The organism is uncultured Psychrobacillus sp., from assembly GCF_938022135.1.
Classification (GTDB): Bacteria; Bacillota; Bacilli; order Bacillales_A; family Planococcaceae; genus Psychrobacillus.
Window position 1 is genome coordinate 22,481 of sequence record NZ_CALIED010000071.1, and the last position, 15,736, is coordinate 38,216.

A 15,736-nucleotide genomic window follows, 5' to 3' on the forward strand; every position below is an offset into this window, starting at 1 on the left:
TTTTAGTATTATAAAGCTAACCTTTCTAAATTATTTATCGTTTGTTGAAGGCCTTCCTCGATGCTATTGTCTAAGTCCTTTTCATATACATAAAAGATTAAAACATTTTTCACTTCGTAAACACCATGAGATACAGTATTTAAACTTTCTGTTTGTTTCTGAAAATCTTTAAATCCTTTTTTTCTATTTTCTTCAGAGTCGAAAATATAGATCAATAATGATTTGTCCTGTAGCGTATAATTGTTTGGCTTTATACCATTCAGCTTATTATTAAAAATGTTATCCGTAGATTTCCTTGTCTCTTCTACATCAAGATGTTGATTTTCTAGTGAAACAATCACATCATTTAAAGTAATGTTTGCAGCTTGAACTTGGCATGCAGTTAACACCAAGACGAAGATGAAGATTATACAAACTCTCCTCATGTTAAAACTCCTTTTCACAAGCTTTTGTAAACGTACTTCAACATCCAAAATCCTATCTAGCTGAATATGTATTCCACATATATTTCCAAAAACCTTCTTCTCGCAGTTACAATAGGGTATATGAAAAATAGACAGAGAACATCACGTTGTTCCATTTAGTTTTCCAGAAGGTGATATTAAATGAATTCAATAGTGATGCATTGGGCTGTTCAGTTATGAAGAAACAACTAAAAAATTTAAAATCTGTGAAGGTGAAATCATTTGGACCTTGAATAGTAATAATAGAATGGGTGCAAAGCAATTGTTAGTTTTTGCAGAAAGGCTGTTTTTTTTTATAGAAATTTTCCAAAAACAAGTTAGAACTTCTGTGACTGCATATTTACTCGAACTATAAAAATGACTTTTGACCTGAATACGGTGAAAATGATCTGACTCTTAGTTGGGAAGCAGTAGATGCAGGTGAATACAATATAACTTATGAGAAGTTTGTATCTTCAATGATGGTGATTTATTTGGCGGACATAGAATACATGCAACTTTTTCTAACGATTTAAGACTATTAGAGGCAACTATTTAAACTAAATCGAAAAGGGTGAATTTATGGGGAAACCTAGTGATGAAAAGAAGAGTAAAATTGAAACGGATGACGCGTGGAATCGGGCTCTGTATGGTAGTCCTACTATTGGAGGGCTGGTAGTAGTAGGAATCATTGTGTTAGTTATTATTATCAATATTTTTAAAAATTAATAAGTTATAGCTAATAGTTTTGTCTTATTACCCTGATAATTATTTTCCTTGTGGGCACAATATTAGGAAAATAATAAAGGTGTGAATAGGATGAAAAAAGCAGTATTCCTAGACCGAGATGGTGTTATAAACGAAGTGTTGTCTAACCGAGTAAAGTTTGTGAATAAGCCAAAAGATTTGTATTTTCTTCCTGGTGTACCAGAGGCCATAAAAAAATTAAATACTGTATTCGATTATATTTTTGTGGTGACGAATCAAGGCGGCGTTGGCTTAGGTTATATGCAGGAACAACAATTAATAAAAATCCATGACCATATGGCGAAAGCTTTAAAGAAAATGGGGGCAGTTATTCATGAGGTAGTCTATTGCCCACATAAGCCAAAGGAAGGCTGTACTTGTAGAAAGCCCAACAGTAAATTAATTGAGGACCTTGCTAAAAAATACGACATAATATTAGCTGAGTCTTATATGGTGGGAGACACCGATACGGATATAATAGCAGGAAAAAAAGCTGGTACGAAGTGTGTATTTCTTGGGAAAAGGGATCCGCTAGCTGATGCCATCTTTCCAGACTTAGCAACAGCTGCTGGATGGATCATTAAAGATAGTCTTAAAGGTAAGTGAGATGTATACACCTAGTTAAGGGGGATGGGAATGGAAATACAATGGATAAATGGTCAATACGCGGAGGATAATAGGATTTTCGATATGGAAATGGAAGTATACGAGTGGTCCGATTCATTGTATGTAGATTTCTTGGATTGCTTAGTAAATAAAAAGAATGTTGGATATGCCACTCCCGATGAAAAGGTGACCGCTAGTCTCAGTGAACTTCTACCAAAATGGGCTGATTACCTAAATGTGAAGGTTGCTGTGCACAGAGATAAAATAAATGTAAACGATATAATTTTATATAGAGTTTGGACTATGAATGATTAAAATGGGAGGAAACCTTTTGTATGAGGATAGATTGTTAGAAACACTAAAAAAAAGCAAATCTATGAGTAGTGTAGTGTATTGAGAGCTCTCATGCAATTAGATCCGCCATTTGAATATTATGTGGGAGCAGGTAGTGTTACAAATACTATATGGAACGAAATATCAGGATATCCACTGGAGTATGGAATTTCAGACATCGACATTGTATATTACGATAAATATAATTTAGATGTACATCATGAAACAAAGCTAAAGAAAGAATTAGAGAGAATTCTTGGTGATTTTTCTTTTAAGTTAGACGTAAAAAATCAAGCAAGAGTACATTTTTGGTATGAAAGTAAATTTGGATTTCCTATTAAACCATATATGTCGATTGAGACAGCAATTGACAGCTGGCCGACGACAGCGACTGCTATAGGGGTTAGGTTAGAGCATAATGGATTGTACACCATATATTCTTCGTATGGTTTTAATGATTTGTTCTCGATGGTTGTTAGACCTAACAAACTATTAGTTACTCAAGAGATTTATGAGAGCAAATCGACGAAATGGAAAGAAAAATGGCCATTACTAGAAATTATACCTTGGTAATACATAGGGGAGGGGCATACATGAACTTTTATATTGCTTCAAGCTTTCAGAATGTCCGGCAAGTAAGGGAGCTGGCAAAATTACTTAGACAAAAAGGATGGAACCATACATACGATTGGACTGAAAATCAAAAAGCGGAGTCATATGCGTGTCTCGCTGATATCGGTAAAAAAGAGATGAAGGCTGTAAGTGAATCTGAGGTACTGATTGTGATACTTCCAGCTGGAAAGGGTAGCCACATAGAGATGGGGATAGCCTTAGCCTTGGGAAAAAGTATATATTTATTTTCTACATGCAAATCCTCATATAACTTCGATCAAACAAGTACCTTTTATCACGTAGATGGAGTAAACCGCTACGTGGGAGATTTAAACTCCTTTGCTCAATCTATTTGGATGGAAAATGTGAAGAGCAGTTCAATATAACTCGTTACAGAAATATGGCTGTCAGTAAATAGATAAAATTATGTTACCTTAGGTCGATTGTTAGTAATTAATAGGACAAGGCCAATGATTAGCGGAAATAAAAACATCCAAATTAAATATTCATTTAAATCATTAATCATATTACTTTTAAATATTGTCTTATGTTTATAATATATAAAAGTTCTATAGGCTGTTATCAAAACTAAAATGCCTACGTTTATTTTTAGAAATCTATCGGAAAATAATAAGAAAACGACTAAAAGGAACGAAGTGAGTAAAACTAAAAAGAAAAATGAATCCAATTCATGCATTTTGTAGTTAATAGGAAAATCTGCTAGCATGATCGCCTTTCTGATAAATATATAGATGAATAAATTAATCAGTAAAATCAAGCTTACACACATTCCGATAATACTTTTCAGGTTCATAGGACAGCCTCCTTCTTGATGGCAATTTAATAGTCTTATACAATTATTTCTTTATGATATTTAAAGGGTCAAAAAATAATTCATAATTTTTATAGTGTACGGAAATCCCATAACGTTGCTTATAAACCTTTAATGCATCATTTAAAAAGCTTGGAGTAATCTCAAGATGCAAGCAAATTTCTTCTGCAGTCGTATACCCGCGAAGATAACATTCGACTAGATGATCGAGAGAGACTATTTTTTCGTACCCCCATCTTCTTGCAATTAGCTCATGCTTTTGATTGTTAGTATTATTTAAATCCGTAATGTTCCCAACAGTTGTTTCATAATGACCAAGCTCTTCAGCCAATATGCAATGTTTTTCATAGGAGGACTGTGACTTATTAATTTCAATATTATTGTCATAGTATAGCCCTGAAAGTCCTTTTGGCAAATCCTTTTCTATAATGCAGATTTGTGGATATTCCATCAAAAGCTTTTCATAACTCATGCAAATACACCCCTATAATAAGAGAATTTATTTTCTTTGGGACTTGATAAACTCAATATATTTTTTTATATCTTCCATCTCTTCCTCAGTGACATCCTCATCTATATGCGCAGCTATGGTTACGATGTTTTTTTCTTTTTTAGATTCCAATGGTGGGAAAAACTCATTAATGGACACATTTAAGATTTTAGCTAGCTCATATAGTATTTCTTGATTGGCCTTCCTTTCTCCTTTTTCGTAACGGGAAATAGTTTGTTTTGTCGTATGCAACTTTTCAGCCAATTCTTCTTGGTTCATATTTCTCATGATGCGCCATTTTTTAATATGTTCTCCTACGTAATTAGTCAGTTCCATATTCTGTTTTTCCTCCTGCATTAGTGATTATTCAATTATATAATATAGTCACCAAAATGGGAATTAAATTTATAAGTAATGCTATTCTACCATTTACAAGTAACCAATATGGTGATATATTATTTCCACAAGTTCGATTAAGCAATTCGGTAAGTAGCAAAATAAAAAATTTTAAGTTTAAGTCACCAAAACGGTTACTTTAATGAAGGGAGAAATAATATGAAGCAAGACGCCTATTTGTTAGATGTGTGGTATTTCAATGATGGAACACTGAAGGATCCTCATGAACTGTGGTTTGTCGTTTCAAAAAGTAGGGGGCATGAGGAATATCTTAAAGTAAAGGAACAGTCGGGGGAGGCCAAATTTAATCACTACCATAAAAGCCTGCTAGCAAGTATGTTTAGTCGATGGTAATAAGAATCTTTGAATAAAATCATTGTTTATAAGCCTGCCATAGTTAGAGGAAGGGAGGAGATATGTATGAAAAATGAAGAGAAGAGTCAAGTGGAACAAGCTGTATGTCTGATTAAGGACGGAAAAATGAAGTTAGTGGAAAGCCCACAATATGGGTTCGGTAAACAAATTATCACATGGCAAAATGGAAAGCCTACTCATATCGAGATTCAATCAACTAAAAGAATATAGTCGTTACTGGAATAACCAGGACACAAACTTGAATCCAAGTTTCGTGTCTTTTTTTATTTATAGGTGAAAAATGCTTTTACTATTTTAAAGGAGGGTATTTAATATGAACTCACAAATAGATTCTAAAAAGACCAAAAAGGCAGTAGAACGTTCTCTTGCAGAATTCAGGATGTATATGCTTCAATCTTCTCTTGATAATCTGCCTACTATCACAACTCAGTATTCTCTAGTCCCTCCCTCAGGTGGTTTTAATGGTTCATCTACAGAAAAATCTGCTTTGAAAAATGTTGATTATGCAAGAAAAAGAGAAAAAGTGATGGAGAAAACAATAAGTGCGGTTAATAAATTATCCTATAAAGAAAGATCGATCATCACGATGAAATATTTTGGTAAGGAAGAGGCATATGATTATGAAGTTTACACCGAACTACATCTGTCTCATCGTCAGTATTACCGTATAAAAGCAGCTGCCTTTCAAAAGCTTGCAATAGCTATGGACATAGTTGTATGGAAAGAAAAAAGGGAGAGTTTAAATAATGAGTTGAGTGTATTAAAAGGAGAATTAGAATGGCACTTTTAAGGCACACTATTTTGTTTAAAGTATGATTTAATATAACCTATAGAATGTTTGACAAAAATACTTTGGTGGATGATAGATTTTTAGAAATAATTATCCTGTTGAATTTTGACTAAAAATTTAGCTTTTATCATGACCGTAACCAGTACAAAGGTACAATTCAAATGTTATCAGAGTAAGCTATTCTTTTCTTTTTATGTAAGATAATTTTATAAATGGATTCTATGAATGAAGCTTGCGTTCCCCATTTATTGATTGGAGCTAAAGACGGCGACTCCTGTGGGATGAGTGAGACATTTAAGACACATCCGCGTGCGTAAGCGACGGGTGATGGCTTAACTCTCACCCCACGGAAAGCGTCCGGCTGGCGCGGAATCAATTCTGCATTCTGATATAGAAATTTTTTTGAAATCCTTCCACAAAAGATGGCACATTGATGGCACTAATTATCGATATTAATATGTTTTAATATAAACTAGGAAGAAATAAAAAAATAACGGCGAAACAAAAAGAACGTTCCAATTTTGGAACGTTCTTTTTCTTTCCCTAAAAGGAGTGAGGGAATGGAGTTATTTATCGGTATGGGATGTACAGTATTAGGTTTTTTTGTAGGATTGCTCACTTATAGCCGTAACAGAGACAAGGATGTGAAGGCGGAGGCTGCTAGAACTGCGGTAATTGAAACAAAGCTCGATACGATCAGCAGAGGAGTGGAGGTAATTCAAAGAGAAATAAAGGCGCTGGAAAAGCAACGGGAGATTTTATCGGAAAGATTAACTCGAATGGAGGAAGGTACTAAACTAGCGAACAAACGGATTGAAGAATTGTCACTCATACAGGAGGTGGCAAATGTATGAACATTAACTGGAAGGTCCGTTTGCAAAATAAGATTTGGGTCATGGGCTTCCTATCCCAATTGTTTATTTTAACAGAGCTCGTGCTTATAGCTTTCAAACACCTAAAGATTACAGAATATACTTTATCTCATGAGCTAGAGACGTGGATGCTAGCGGTTGTAAATGTAGTGTTTGGTCTGTTTTCTATGATTGGGTTGGTACAAGATCCTACGACACAGCATTTATCTGATAGCAAAAGAGCATTAACATATAGAAAACCAAATTGAGCTGCCCTCTATGGGTGGCTCTTTTTATTGAAAGGGGTGATTCCATTGGTGTAGTAAAAGGTAAGAAAAAATGTGTTTAATAAAAAACAAAAAATTAGAAGAGGTGATTGATTATGGTAAAAATTTTTATTGATCCAGGTCATGGAGGAACAGATCCAGGAGCAGTGGGGAATGGCTTACAGGAGAAAAATTTAACACTACAAATCGCGACACGTGTAAAAAATATCCTTTTGGCAGAATACAACAATGTAAGTATTTTGATGAGTCGGACGGGAGACTCATTTTTGTCTTTACAGGAGCGCACGAACCAAGCAAATGCTTGGGGAGCTGATTATTTCGTTTCTATCCATATTAATGCTGGAGGTGGGACAGGCTATGAGGATTATATATATCCAGGTAGCGGCTCGCCTACTACTACGTATCAAACGAATATTCACTCTGAAATATTGAAGCTTGTCAATTTTTCGGATAGAGGAAAGAAAACAGCTAATTTCCATGTCCTACGTGAATCGAATATGCCTTCGATTCTTACAGAAAACGGGTTTATTGATAATGCCAACGATGCAGCTAAGCTCAAGACTTCCTCTTTCATTGAATCTTTAGCTAGAGGTCATGTAAATGGTATCGTAAAGTCCTTTGGGCTTCCTAAAAAGGCTACAGCTGTTTATCACACGGTTGTAAGCGGAGACACTGTCTATGGACTTAGCCAAAGATACGGTAGTACAGTTCTGCAGATAAAAGATTGGAATGGTCTAGACTCCAATTATACGATTTATGTTGGTCAAGTATTAAGAGTAAAATAAGAAGGATGCATCAAAAAGAAAAAGCGCGGGGTATATTTACTCCACGCTTTTCTTCCTCTACTTTGTATTAATGGTTACACCTTGCAGCTTCAAATACTGACCATCTGAAACAGTTAAATAAGTATCAGCTTGTACATTTTCATTCGTTACGATATCTTCCAGCTGATGAGAGCTGCTCTTAGATACTTCGTAATAACCTAATTCAGAATCTGTACCTAAAGTGATCTTATATTCTCCTGCAGGGAGATCTTTTCCAATCTTATACATACCATCCGTGTAGACATTGTCTTCTGGAATAACTGAAGGTGCCTGGTCTACCGCATACATTTCTCCATCCTGGAATTTAAAATATTCCCCATCTTTAAGAGTCACATAGGAATTTGCACCCTTACTTAAGTTATCGTTGAAAATAATACTTTCCAATGCTCCGGAGCTATCTTTAGAGCTCTCGATATACGTGTAGCCTTTTGCAAACACTATATATTCTCCAGCTGGAATATCGGTCCCAACCTTGTAAGTCCCCGATTTAATCTTCCCGTCATCCTTCTTTTTGGTTTCCTCCTTTTCCTCTGTAGGTTTGTCAGAGGTAGTGGTATCATCCGTTTTGTTTGTAGTTTGATCGGTTGCGGTATCATTTGTAGCGTCTTCATCTCCGCCACCTGTAGTTAATACAATGATTATAATAATGACGATTACCCAGAACCACCACTTTTTATAAAACGGCTTTTTTGACTTTCCCATATATTTCTCCACCAATCATAAGAAAAGATTTGTTTAAACATTAAGAGGTTGCCCAATAATGTTATTTTTTATGAGTTATGATAGAGATTTAATTACTAAAAAAGGAAAGATAAAGGAGTTCATTGTTAGAAAGGAGAATAGTGTATGAAGACGTGGCGAGAATAAAATTATTTTGGTGATTTTTTTACAGGGGATATATGAAGTGTCTACTTCTATAGGGTAGGAAGGAGAAAGAGAGAAGAATAATACATTCCACTATAAATATGGTACAAGTGAAGAGGTGCATTGATGTTCGAAAAAATAAGAGTAACCTTGTTGGTATGTGCAATTGTATTTGGAGTTTTAGATTTACTAACCGAACTGAATTTATTACCTTTTATGGCGTTGTTCATAGGTGCAAATTGTTTTCTATTAGGGTTAAACGATTTAAAAAAAGAGAACAAAGTATTTATGGGTTATACATTTATGATGATCTCTTTGATACTAGTTTTAATGGCTATAATCAGTTTATTTAAACCTTATTATTAAAAAATGAGCTTGGCAAAATGTTTACCAGCCCATTTTTTATATTCTTTCTTTATTATAGCTGTATTAATCTATTCCATATTCCTTGATGAGTGTCTCCATTTTTCTGCCGAACTCACGATCCAATTTTCGTACTTCATTTAAAATTTCATTTGCCTTTGTAATTTTATCTGGGTCGTTGGCATCCATGCCGGCTGCAACCTCACTAAATGCAATGTGCTGCTTGCTAATGGCATCTATTAGTAACTCATGGGTAGCTGCAATATCATCATTAGGGGGAATGATTGCTTCTATGTTTTCTAGTACAAACATATTTTGCGGCAGTATTTCTTCATAAATGGCAGTAGCAAATGTATAGCTATCGATTTCACCATTTGATGCACCCATTCTAAGTTCATCCCACTGTACCGCTAAGTCAGATACCTGCATATAAGCGTCTCGTACATCATCAACATAATACTGTATCAATTCCTTGTCGGCTGTCACAACTTCTGTTTTTTCTTCTTCCTTCGTAACTTCTTTTTCTACTTTAGTTTCAGACTCTTCTTCCTTTTTGACGACTTCCACCGTTTCCTTCTCGGGCTTTGCTTCCTTTGAAGATGGAGAACAGGCAGTCACTCCCAGAATAAGGGAAATTAACCCTATCATGAACCATTTCTTCATTTTATTAACCCCTTCCTGTAATTGGAAAGTACTATATTTTTAGTACACGGATCTTTCATACATCTTTTAAACGGGCTAACAAATGCGATACCAGTGAAGGACATACTAAGACCTTCCTAAGCTGATTTCTTTTTATTTTCGATGAATAAAAAATCACTTACTTAATATATTCAGATGAAAAAATGAAGTCACTGCTATTTGGTTAATGATCGCTTGTAAAATAGCTTTTGTGCGTTGGTAATAGGGTGTTTTAAGGGGATATAAAAATATAAAGATGAGTATTTTCTTAAATAGCAAAATCCTGATTAAACGCTAACATTTACAAATAAGTGATTGTAGCGGCAGGTCACGACATCAGGATGATGGCTTAACCTGAACAACTGAAAGCGTCTGTCAGAAATATATTCACTCAGATGTTATGAAAAAGGGAAGGAGGTTCTTTGGAAATAAAAAAAGATGGACATGAATATATCATGCCATCTTAATGTCTTTTGGTGTATGTGATTTTTTTACAAATCAATCTATATTATATTCAAGTAGTAAATTCTCCATCTCTCTTCCAAATTCGCGATCAAGTTTTCTTACCTCACTCAAAATTTCGTTCGCCTTAGTCATTTTATTGGAATCGTATGTGTCCATAGCAGTAGCAACCTCACTAAATGCTATATGCTGTTTATTGATTGCGTCTATAAAAAGTTCATGGGTACGAGCAATTTCATCATTCGGAGGGACTATTGCTTCAATTACTTCAATAATAGCCATGTTTTGGGGTAACAAATCTGTTCTGATTACTTCAGCGAATTCTGGAGGAGTTACCTCTCCTGTGGAGGAGCCTATTCTTAGAGCATCCCACTGAGCTCCTAAATTAGTAGTCTCCATATAAATTTCCCTAACTTCCGTGACATACGTTTCAACGGCTTCTCGATCTTTAAAATTTTCAGGTACTTTAGTAGATACCATTTCTGCCTCTGTTTTACTAGCTTTAAGTTCTATTGGTCGTTTTTCCTTGTCAGCTATTGGGGGAGTAACCTCTTCATTTGAATTACAGGCAACTAAGTAAATAGTGCACGAAAGTAAAAATATTAATTTTAGTCCTTTCCTCATATTTTCTCTCCTTTTCTTATTTGGGTTGTAACACACATATATGGAAGGTTTTTCTTGAACTATAAAACTTTACCCTTCGTCGCAAAAAGAAAAACCAAAAAAGGAGAAAATTGTATAAAATAAATGAAAAATAGAGTATTTAATATTTTTTAGTAGAAATGTATGTAATAGTTGTTAGAATAATGGTTTTTCAAATTGGTTCAGATGGGCAATCACAGCTAGTTGACCAATATGGTAGGCCTCGTGACCATACACATGCTGAAATACCCAACCAATTGTCGGAACTGATGGAGGGATCCACCCGTCAGAAAATGATGGCACGTCTATAAGCTGGTCAAATTGTAAAACATCCAAAGAGTTAAGAATAAAATCAGTTTCCATTCTGATTTCCTCGTAAGCTGTTAAGATTTCTCGAGGTGGTGAATAAGCATCAACAGTAACTTTAGGTTTCTTTTTAAAAGCTATTTCATTGATCCAGAAATCCTCACTTGTGGCTATATGAGATACTACCCAGGCTACATTATTAGAGTAATTAGGGTGAACTTTCACCCAATTTTCTTCAGACAAATTTTTAAGGTAAGGTATTAAGGTTTTTCGAAAATCGTTACGATAAGGAAATTGCAATTTGAATCTTCCTTTCCACGGTTAGTAGATTATGATTCTCTTTTGTTAAGTTCTTTCATAAAAAGACGAGGGGGAAGTGTAGACTTAAGGTGTAAAAGCAAGATAAGAAATTATTAGTAAAAACAAAACCCCCTCACATATAAATGTGAAGGGGTTTTTCGATGATCTAAACAGAAATGTCCACTTTCTAGTTTAGATATGATATCGGCTCTACGTAATCATACTATGATACGGAAATAAGTCAAGAGATTATTAGTGGATATGTCGGTAAACTCCAACTACTTTTCCTAAAATCGAAACTTGGTTCACAATAATAGGGTCCATAGTCGAGTTTTCTGGTTGTAATCTAAAATATGTTTTTTCTTTAAAGAACCGTTTCACAGTAGCTTCGTCGTCCTCAGTCATTGCAACTACAATATCCCCATTATTAGCAGATTGTTGTTGTTTAACCACAACATAATCTCCATTCAAGATTCCAGCTTCAATCATACTGTCACCCATAATTTCTAACATGAATAGATGGTCGTCCGATGTACCAAACGTTTCAGGTAAAGGAAAAAATTCTTCAACATTTTCAATAGCTGTTATAGGCATACCGGCAGTAACTTTACCAACCAAAGGAACATGCACAACACCCTGTCTTTCCACAGAAACTTCCAAACCGTCCAAAATTTCAATAGCGCGTGGTTTTGTAGGATCTCTCCGAATTAACCCTTTACTCTCTAATCTTGCTAAGTGACCATGCACTGTAGAGCTTGAGGCAAGTCCAACAGCCTCGCCAATTTCACGTACGGAAGGTGGATAGCCTTTTTTACGAACCTCTTCTTTTATAAAAGCTAAAATATCTTCCTGTCTTTTCGACGCTTTCTTCAATGAGTTCACCTCTTTTAGTAATAAATTACCTACTATATTAATACTTGTTAATAGTATAACAGTGTCCTATACAATATGCAAACATAGGTTCTAAAATATGTTGACAAAAACAAATGTTCGCATTAGTATTAAAATGTAGATACGAACAAACATTCTTATTTGGAGGTTTTAACATGAATTGGGTAAAAAACAATTATTTTTTAGCGTTATTTTTAGGACTTAATCTAATTTTCATAACAACTATGGCTATTACACATACAATCTCGGCAGAAAAAGATTACGAAATTCATATAGAACAAGGAGATTCCCTTTGGGGACTTGCTAGTGAATATGGAGTAAAAGATTCAAAAGAAGACTGGATAAGTAAAGTTATCGAAATGAATAATTTATATGATACCTCTATTAAACCAGGAGATGTTATAGTAATTCCAAAGGTAAGTGAGAACTATCACTTAAATTATGGAACAGAGGTAGCAGGAGAATGAAATCAGTTATTTATTGTCGGGTAAGTACAGACAAGTCTACTCAAGAAACTTCACTAGAGAGACAAGAAGAAGAGTTAATAGATTTTGCAACAAAACAGGGTTATGAGGTTTCTCAAGTATTCTTAGACCAGCATAGTGGGTACGATGTGGAGAGAGATGGCCTACTAGAAATGCTTAATTATGTGAAGGAGAATGATATTAAAGCTGTATTTGTCCAAGATGAAACTAGAATCGGCAGAGGAAATGGGAGAATGGCAGTCCTTCATATGCTGCAGAAAACGAATACTACCGTATTTACATTGCAAGATAAAGGGATATTAAACCTTAATGAAATGGATTCTATGCTTTTAGAAATTCTTGCCTTAGTTGAGGAGTATCAACGCAAAATTCACAACGCCAAAATTAAACGTGGGATGAAACGAGCAATCTCGCAAGGTTATAAGCCAGAAAAGAATTTAAAAACTCGAGGGAATCCTGAAGGAAGAGATCGTATAGATATACCAGTTGATGAAATAGTCCGGTTAAGAAATGCAGGACTAACTTATGAGGAAATTACATCCACTCTCAAAGGGTTAGGATTTCATATAAGTAAAGCTACCGTACATAGAAGATATATTGAATATAAAGAAGCACACGAAGAGTAAAGACTTGCACTTCGTGTGTTTTTTTCATACCTTTATATAAGAGATAGCTGAAAGGATGAAATTAAATGTTAAGTAAAGAAAAATTAGCACGTATAAACGAGCTGTCAAAGAAATCTAAGTCTAGTGGATTATCTATTGAAGAGGCAAAAGAACAAAGTGCACTACGCAAAGAATATTTGGAAACGTTTAGAGCGACGATGAGAGATACAATTGAACATGTGAAAGTTATTGACCCTTCTGGAAATGACGTAACGCCAGAAAAGGTTCAGCAAGCAAAAAAGGGTAAATTTCTGAATTAACTAATCATTTTAGAAACCTTGATAATACAGAGATTGTTGTCTACACTAATAATATAGAAAAAAATTTGTTCGAGAGGATGTCATTCATGTCATTACAATCAGATTTATTAGCAATTACGACTATACGTACTCTTTCTATCGATGCAATCGATAAAGCAAACTCTGGTCACCCTGGTCTTCCAATGGGGGCTGCACCAATGGCTTATACGTTATGGACAAAACATTTACGCCACAATCCGAGCAACCCTAATTGGTTTAACCGCGACCGTTTTGTTTTATCTGCTGGTCATGGCTCTATGCTGTTATACAGCTTGCTACATCTTGGCGGATATGATCTTCCAATGGAAGAGATTAAAAACTTCAGACAGTGGAACTCTAAAACTCCCGGACATCCAGAATTCCGCCACACTGCTGGGGTAGAAGCAACTACTGGTCCATTAGGACAAGGAATTGGTATGGCTGTAGGTATGGCAATGGCCGAGGCTCATTTAGCTGCCACTTATAATAAAGAAGGACACTCTGTTGTTGATCACTATACGTACGCGTTATGTGGCGATGGGGATTTAATGGAAGGTGTAGCTGCTGAAGCTATTTCACTAGCAGGCCACTTGAAGTTAGATAAATTAATCGTATTGTATGATAGTAATGATATTTCATTAGATGGAGATTTACATAAATCTTTCTCTGAAAATATAGCTAAGCGTTTTGAATCTTATGGATGGAATCATATATACGTAGAAGATGGAAATGACATCGAAGCTATTTCTGCTGCTATCGATAAAGCTAAATCACAAAATGATAAGCCAACTATTATCGAAGTTAAAACAGTCATTGGATTTGGTTCACCAAACCGATCAGGTAAAGCAGATGCGCATGGTATGCCACTTGGAAAAGAAGAATCTCTTTTAGCTAAAGCAGAGTACAAATGGTTATTTGAGGAAGATTTCTATGTTCCAGAGGAAGTATACGAGACTTTCAAGGAAGCTGCAGAACGTCAAGGCGTTCAAGAAGAAGCATCTTGGAATGATAAATTTGCAGCATATGAAAAAGAATTCCCAGAATTAGCAGCAACTTTAAATCAAGCGATTAAAGGAGAAATGCCTGCAAACTTTGCAGATGCTCTTAAATCATATGAAGAAGGTTCTTCACAGGCAAGTCGTGCTGCTTCAGGAGAAGCAATTAACGCAATTGCTCAGAATCTACCTTCATTCTTTGGAGGAAGTGCTGACTTAGCTGGTTCTAACAAAACTACTATTAAAAATGCTGGCGATTTCTCTGCTGAAAACTATGCAGGTAAAAACATCTGGTTTGGAGTACGTGAATTTGCAATGGGAGCTGCACTTAACGGTATGGCATTACATGGTGGTCTTCATGTATTTGGCGGTACATTCTTCGTATTTAGTGATTATGTTCGACCAGCAATTCGTCTATCTGCCTTAATGGGATTACCAGTTACTTATGTATTTACACATGACAGTATTGCAGTAGGAGAAGATGGTCCAACTCATGAGCCAGTTGAGCACTTAGCATCACTAAGAGCGATGCCAGGTCTATCAGTTATACGACCAGCTGATTCAAACGAAACTGCTGAAGCATGGAAGCTAGCTGTTTCTTCTAAAGATCAACCGACTGTATTAGTTCTATCACGTCAAAATCTACCAACACTAAAAGGTTCTGTGGAACAAGCAAGTGAGGGAGTTGCAAAAGGTGCTTATGTCGTTTCTCCAGCAGAAAATGCAGAAGGTATCTTATTAGCAACTGGTTCAGAGGTTGGGCTAGCAGTAGAAGCTCAAAAAGCTTTAGCGGCTGAAGGAATTCAAGTTTCTGTAGTTTCTATGCCTTCATGGGATAGATTTGAAAAACAAGATGCTGCATATAAAAATGCAGTACTACCTTCTAATTTAACAAAACGTCTTGCGATTGAGATGGGATCTTCTCTTGGTTGGCATCGTTATGTTGGATTCGAAGGGGACGTAATTGCAATCGATACATTCGGTGCAAGTGCTCCTGGTGAAATCGTTATGAAAGAATACGGATTTAATGTAGAAAATGTTGTTTCTAAAATGAAAAACTTACTACAAAAATAATATTCTTATGTGCAATTCGAATACTTGGTCTTAAAAGTATTCGAATTGCTATTTTTTAAAAGAAATTATATAGAATGCCTAGCCAATTTATAGTATAATTTCAATTGGTGTCTTGTACACGTAGAGAAGTTGGTAAAGGAGGAA

Annotated in this window: 25 protein-coding genes; 16 read left to right on the plus strand and 9 right to left on the minus strand. The window is 35.3% G+C overall.

The window, feature by feature from the left end; translation table 11 throughout:
• Window positions 1-8: 8 nt before the first annotated feature.
• On the minus strand, window positions 9-425 hold the full coding sequence (locus Q0371_RS14445; RefSeq protein WP_298472239.1) for a hypothetical protein: 417 nt from the start codon (window positions 423-425) through the stop codon (window positions 9-11).
• Between the two features lie 600 nt (window positions 426-1,025).
• Here Q0371_RS14445 and Q0371_RS14450 point away from each other — a divergent pair.
• From Q0371_RS14450 to Q0371_RS14470, 5 genes are all read left to right on the plus strand, one after another.
• Window positions 1,026-1,172, plus strand: a complete 147-nt coding sequence (locus Q0371_RS14450; protein ID WP_169361146.1) for a hypothetical protein — start codon at window positions 1,026-1,028, stop codon at window positions 1,170-1,172.
• Window positions 1,173-1,262: 90 nt separating this feature from the next.
• Window positions 1,263-1,796 (plus strand): HAD family hydrolase, encoded by a 534-nt coding sequence (locus Q0371_RS14455; RefSeq protein WP_169361145.1) that lies wholly within the window; start codon window positions 1,263-1,265, stop codon window positions 1,794-1,796.
• Between the two features lie 30 nt (window positions 1,797-1,826).
• Window positions 1,827-2,111: a hypothetical protein gene (locus tag Q0371_RS14460; protein WP_298472242.1), complete on the plus strand. Its 285-nt coding sequence runs from the start codon at window positions 1,827-1,829 to the stop codon at window positions 2,109-2,111.
• A 90-nt stretch (window positions 2,112-2,201) separates the two neighbouring features.
• Window positions 2,202-2,702, plus strand: coding sequence for a nucleotidyltransferase family protein (locus Q0371_RS14465; protein ID WP_298472244.1), 501 nt, complete (start codon window positions 2,202-2,204; stop codon window positions 2,700-2,702).
• A gap of 20 nt (window positions 2,703-2,722) precedes the next feature.
• Window positions 2,723-3,127 (plus strand): nucleoside 2-deoxyribosyltransferase, encoded by a 405-nt coding sequence (locus Q0371_RS14470; RefSeq protein ID WP_251556012.1) that lies wholly within the window; start codon window positions 2,723-2,725, stop codon window positions 3,125-3,127.
• Between the two features lie 38 nt (window positions 3,128-3,165).
• On the opposite strand, the gene Q0371_RS14475 is transcribed toward Q0371_RS14470, so the two are convergent.
• The 3 genes from Q0371_RS14475 to Q0371_RS14485 are packed head-to-tail and all read right to left on the minus strand — an operon-like array spanning window position 3,166 to window position 4,399.
• Complete coding sequence (locus Q0371_RS14475) at window positions 3,166-3,555, minus strand: hypothetical protein (protein WP_298472247.1); 390 nt, start codon at window positions 3,553-3,555, stop codon at window positions 3,166-3,168.
• 43 nt (window positions 3,556-3,598) lie between these two features.
• Window positions 3,599-4,045: an ImmA/IrrE family metallo-endopeptidase gene (locus Q0371_RS14480; protein WP_298472249.1), complete on the minus strand. Its 447-nt coding sequence runs from the start codon at window positions 4,043-4,045 to the stop codon at window positions 3,599-3,601.
• Window positions 4,046-4,072: 27 nt separating this feature from the next.
• On the minus strand, window positions 4,073-4,399 hold the full coding sequence (locus Q0371_RS14485; protein ID WP_298472251.1) for a helix-turn-helix transcriptional regulator: 327 nt from the start codon (window positions 4,397-4,399) through the stop codon (window positions 4,073-4,075).
• Window positions 4,400-4,618: 219 nt separating this feature from the next.
• Between Q0371_RS14485 and Q0371_RS14490 the strand changes: the two genes are divergently transcribed.
• From Q0371_RS14490 to Q0371_RS14515, 6 genes are all read left to right on the plus strand, one after another.
• The gene (locus Q0371_RS14490; protein WP_298472253.1) at window positions 4,619-4,813 is read left to right on the plus strand and encodes a hypothetical protein; all 195 of its coding nucleotides are present in this window, start codon (window positions 4,619-4,621) and stop codon (window positions 4,811-4,813) included.
• A gap of 66 nt (window positions 4,814-4,879) precedes the next feature.
• Complete coding sequence (locus tag Q0371_RS14495; protein ID WP_298472255.1) at window positions 4,880-5,044, plus strand: DUF3954 domain-containing protein; 165 nt, start codon at window positions 4,880-4,882, stop codon at window positions 5,042-5,044.
• A gap of 103 nt (window positions 5,045-5,147) precedes the next feature.
• Window positions 5,148-5,624 (plus strand): ArpU family phage packaging/lysis transcriptional regulator, encoded by a 477-nt coding sequence (locus Q0371_RS14500; RefSeq protein WP_298472257.1) that lies wholly within the window; start codon window positions 5,148-5,150, stop codon window positions 5,622-5,624.
• A 560-nt stretch (window positions 5,625-6,184) separates the two neighbouring features.
• Window positions 6,185-6,478, plus strand: coding sequence for a hypothetical protein (locus Q0371_RS14505; protein WP_251556002.1), 294 nt, complete (start codon window positions 6,185-6,187; stop codon window positions 6,476-6,478).
• Window positions 6,475-6,744, plus strand: coding sequence for a phage holin (locus Q0371_RS14510; protein WP_298472259.1), 270 nt, complete (start codon window positions 6,475-6,477; stop codon window positions 6,742-6,744). The genes Q0371_RS14505 and Q0371_RS14510 overlap by 4 nt, the downstream gene beginning before the upstream one ends.
• Window positions 6,745-6,857: 113 nt before the next feature.
• Window positions 6,858-7,547, plus strand: a complete 690-nt coding sequence (locus Q0371_RS14515; protein ID WP_169360795.1) for an N-acetylmuramoyl-L-alanine amidase — start codon at window positions 6,858-6,860, stop codon at window positions 7,545-7,547.
• Between the two features lie 57 nt (window positions 7,548-7,604).
• On the opposite strand, the gene Q0371_RS14520 is transcribed toward Q0371_RS14515, so the two are convergent.
• Entirely contained in the window at window positions 7,605-8,288 is a 684-nt protein-coding gene (locus Q0371_RS14520) for a hypothetical protein (protein WP_169360796.1), read from the minus strand.
• A 288-nt stretch (window positions 8,289-8,576) separates the two neighbouring features.
• Here Q0371_RS14520 and Q0371_RS14525 point away from each other — a divergent pair, with 288 nt between their 5' ends.
• Window positions 8,577-8,816: a hypothetical protein gene (locus Q0371_RS14525; protein ID WP_298472263.1), complete on the plus strand. Its 240-nt coding sequence runs from the start codon at window positions 8,577-8,579 to the stop codon at window positions 8,814-8,816.
• Window positions 8,817-8,879: 63 nt separating this feature from the next.
• Here the strand turns inward: Q0371_RS14525 and Q0371_RS14530 are convergent, their stop codons facing one another.
• The 4 genes from Q0371_RS14530 to lexA form a co-directional block, all read right to left on the minus strand.
• Window positions 8,880-9,476 (minus strand): hypothetical protein, encoded by a 597-nt coding sequence (locus tag Q0371_RS14530; protein WP_169360798.1) that lies wholly within the window; start codon window positions 9,474-9,476, stop codon window positions 8,880-8,882.
• Between the two features lie 516 nt (window positions 9,477-9,992).
• Window positions 9,993-10,580 (minus strand): hypothetical protein, encoded by a 588-nt coding sequence (locus Q0371_RS14535; RefSeq protein WP_298472265.1) that lies wholly within the window; start codon window positions 10,578-10,580, stop codon window positions 9,993-9,995.
• Between the two features lie 174 nt (window positions 10,581-10,754).
• Window positions 10,755-11,204, minus strand: coding sequence for a DinB family protein (locus Q0371_RS14540; RefSeq protein ID WP_298472267.1), 450 nt, complete (start codon window positions 11,202-11,204; stop codon window positions 10,755-10,757).
• Window positions 11,205-11,456: 252 nt separating this feature from the next.
• The gene (lexA, locus tag Q0371_RS14545) at window positions 11,457-12,077 is read right to left on the minus strand and encodes a transcriptional repressor LexA (RefSeq protein WP_169360801.1); all 621 of its coding nucleotides are present in this window, start codon (window positions 12,075-12,077) and stop codon (window positions 11,457-11,459) included.
• Window positions 12,078-12,250: 173 nt separating this feature from the next.
• Here lexA and Q0371_RS14550 point away from each other — a divergent pair, with 173 nt between their 5' ends.
• The 4 genes from Q0371_RS14550 to tkt all read left to right on the plus strand — a co-directional run bounded on the left by Q0371_RS14550 (window position 12,251) and on the right by tkt (window position 15,592).
• A complete protein-coding gene (locus Q0371_RS14550; RefSeq protein WP_298472269.1) occupies window positions 12,251-12,562 on the plus strand; it encodes a LysM peptidoglycan-binding domain-containing protein in 312 nt (103 codons plus the stop codon).
• Window positions 12,559-13,206 (plus strand): recombinase family protein, encoded by a 648-nt coding sequence (locus tag Q0371_RS14555; protein ID WP_298472271.1) that lies wholly within the window; start codon window positions 12,559-12,561, stop codon window positions 13,204-13,206. Before Q0371_RS14550 ends, Q0371_RS14555 begins: the two co-directional genes overlap by 4 nt.
• Window positions 13,207-13,271: 65 nt before the next feature.
• Complete coding sequence (locus Q0371_RS14560; RefSeq protein WP_169360804.1) at window positions 13,272-13,505, plus strand: DUF896 domain-containing protein; 234 nt, start codon at window positions 13,272-13,274, stop codon at window positions 13,503-13,505.
• 86 nt (window positions 13,506-13,591) lie between these two features.
• On the plus strand, window positions 13,592-15,592 hold the full coding sequence (gene tkt, locus Q0371_RS14565) for a transketolase (RefSeq protein ID WP_169360805.1): 2,001 nt from the start codon (window positions 13,592-13,594) through the stop codon (window positions 15,590-15,592).
• The last annotated feature ends 144 nt before the right edge of the window (window positions 15,593-15,736 follow it).

Excerpts from the sequence above, each read along its gene's own strand:
- Q0371_RS14510 (WP_298472259.1), top strand. The coding sequence starts at position 6,475 with ATGAACATTAACTGGAAGGTCCGTTTGCAAAATAAGATTTGGGTCATG.
- Q0371_RS14480 (WP_298472249.1), bottom strand. The coding sequence starts at position 4,045 with ATGAGTTATGAAAAGCTTTTGATGGAATATCCACAAATCTGCATTATA.
- Q0371_RS14520 (WP_169360796.1), bottom strand. The coding sequence starts at position 8,288 with ATGGGAAAGTCAAAAAAGCCGTTTTATAAAAAGTGGTGGTTCTGGGTA.
- Q0371_RS14470 (WP_251556012.1), top strand. The coding sequence starts at position 2,723 with ATGAACTTTTATATTGCTTCAAGCTTTCAGAATGTCCGGCAAGTAAGG.
- Q0371_RS14490 (WP_298472253.1), top strand. The coding sequence starts at position 4,619 with ATGAAGCAAGACGCCTATTTGTTAGATGTGTGGTATTTCAATGATGGA.
- Q0371_RS14505 (WP_251556002.1), top strand. The coding sequence starts at position 6,185 with ATGGAGTTATTTATCGGTATGGGATGTACAGTATTAGGTTTTTTTGTA.
- Q0371_RS14495 (WP_298472255.1), top strand. The coding sequence starts at position 4,880 with ATGAAAAATGAAGAGAAGAGTCAAGTGGAACAAGCTGTATGTCTGATT.
- Q0371_RS14535 (WP_298472265.1), bottom strand. The coding sequence starts at position 10,580 with ATGAGGAAAGGACTAAAATTAATATTTTTACTTTCGTGCACTATTTAC.
- tkt (WP_169360805.1), top strand. The coding sequence starts at position 13,592 with ATGTCATTACAATCAGATTTATTAGCAATTACGACTATACGTACTCTT.
- Q0371_RS14555 (WP_298472271.1), top strand. The coding sequence starts at position 12,559 with ATGAAATCAGTTATTTATTGTCGGGTAAGTACAGACAAGTCTACTCAA.
- Q0371_RS14500 (WP_298472257.1), top strand. The coding sequence starts at position 5,148 with ATGAACTCACAAATAGATTCTAAAAAGACCAAAAAGGCAGTAGAACGT.
- Q0371_RS14455 (WP_169361145.1), top strand. The coding sequence starts at position 1,263 with ATGAAAAAAGCAGTATTCCTAGACCGAGATGGTGTTATAAACGAAGTG.
- Q0371_RS14445 (WP_298472239.1), bottom strand. The coding sequence starts at position 425 with ATGAGGAGAGTTTGTATAATCTTCATCTTCGTCTTGGTGTTAACTGCA.
- Q0371_RS14450 (WP_169361146.1), top strand. The coding sequence starts at position 1,026 with ATGGGGAAACCTAGTGATGAAAAGAAGAGTAAAATTGAAACGGATGAC.
- Q0371_RS14560 (WP_169360804.1), top strand. The coding sequence starts at position 13,272 with ATGTTAAGTAAAGAAAAATTAGCACGTATAAACGAGCTGTCAAAGAAA.
- Q0371_RS14475 (WP_298472247.1), bottom strand. The coding sequence starts at position 3,555 with ATGAACCTGAAAAGTATTATCGGAATGTGTGTAAGCTTGATTTTACTG.
- Q0371_RS14525 (WP_298472263.1), top strand. The coding sequence starts at position 8,577 with ATGTTCGAAAAAATAAGAGTAACCTTGTTGGTATGTGCAATTGTATTT.
- Q0371_RS14485 (WP_298472251.1), bottom strand. The coding sequence starts at position 4,399 with ATGGAACTGACTAATTACGTAGGAGAACATATTAAAAAATGGCGCATC.
- Q0371_RS14465 (WP_298472244.1), top strand. The coding sequence starts at position 2,202 with ATGCAATTAGATCCGCCATTTGAATATTATGTGGGAGCAGGTAGTGTT.
- Q0371_RS14460 (WP_298472242.1), top strand. The coding sequence starts at position 1,827 with ATGGAAATACAATGGATAAATGGTCAATACGCGGAGGATAATAGGATT.
- Q0371_RS14530 (WP_169360798.1), bottom strand. The coding sequence starts at position 9,476 with ATGAAGAAATGGTTCATGATAGGGTTAATTTCCCTTATTCTGGGAGTG.
- Q0371_RS14550 (WP_298472269.1), top strand. The coding sequence starts at position 12,251 with ATGAATTGGGTAAAAAACAATTATTTTTTAGCGTTATTTTTAGGACTT.
- Q0371_RS14515 (WP_169360795.1), top strand. The coding sequence starts at position 6,858 with ATGGTAAAAATTTTTATTGATCCAGGTCATGGAGGAACAGATCCAGGA.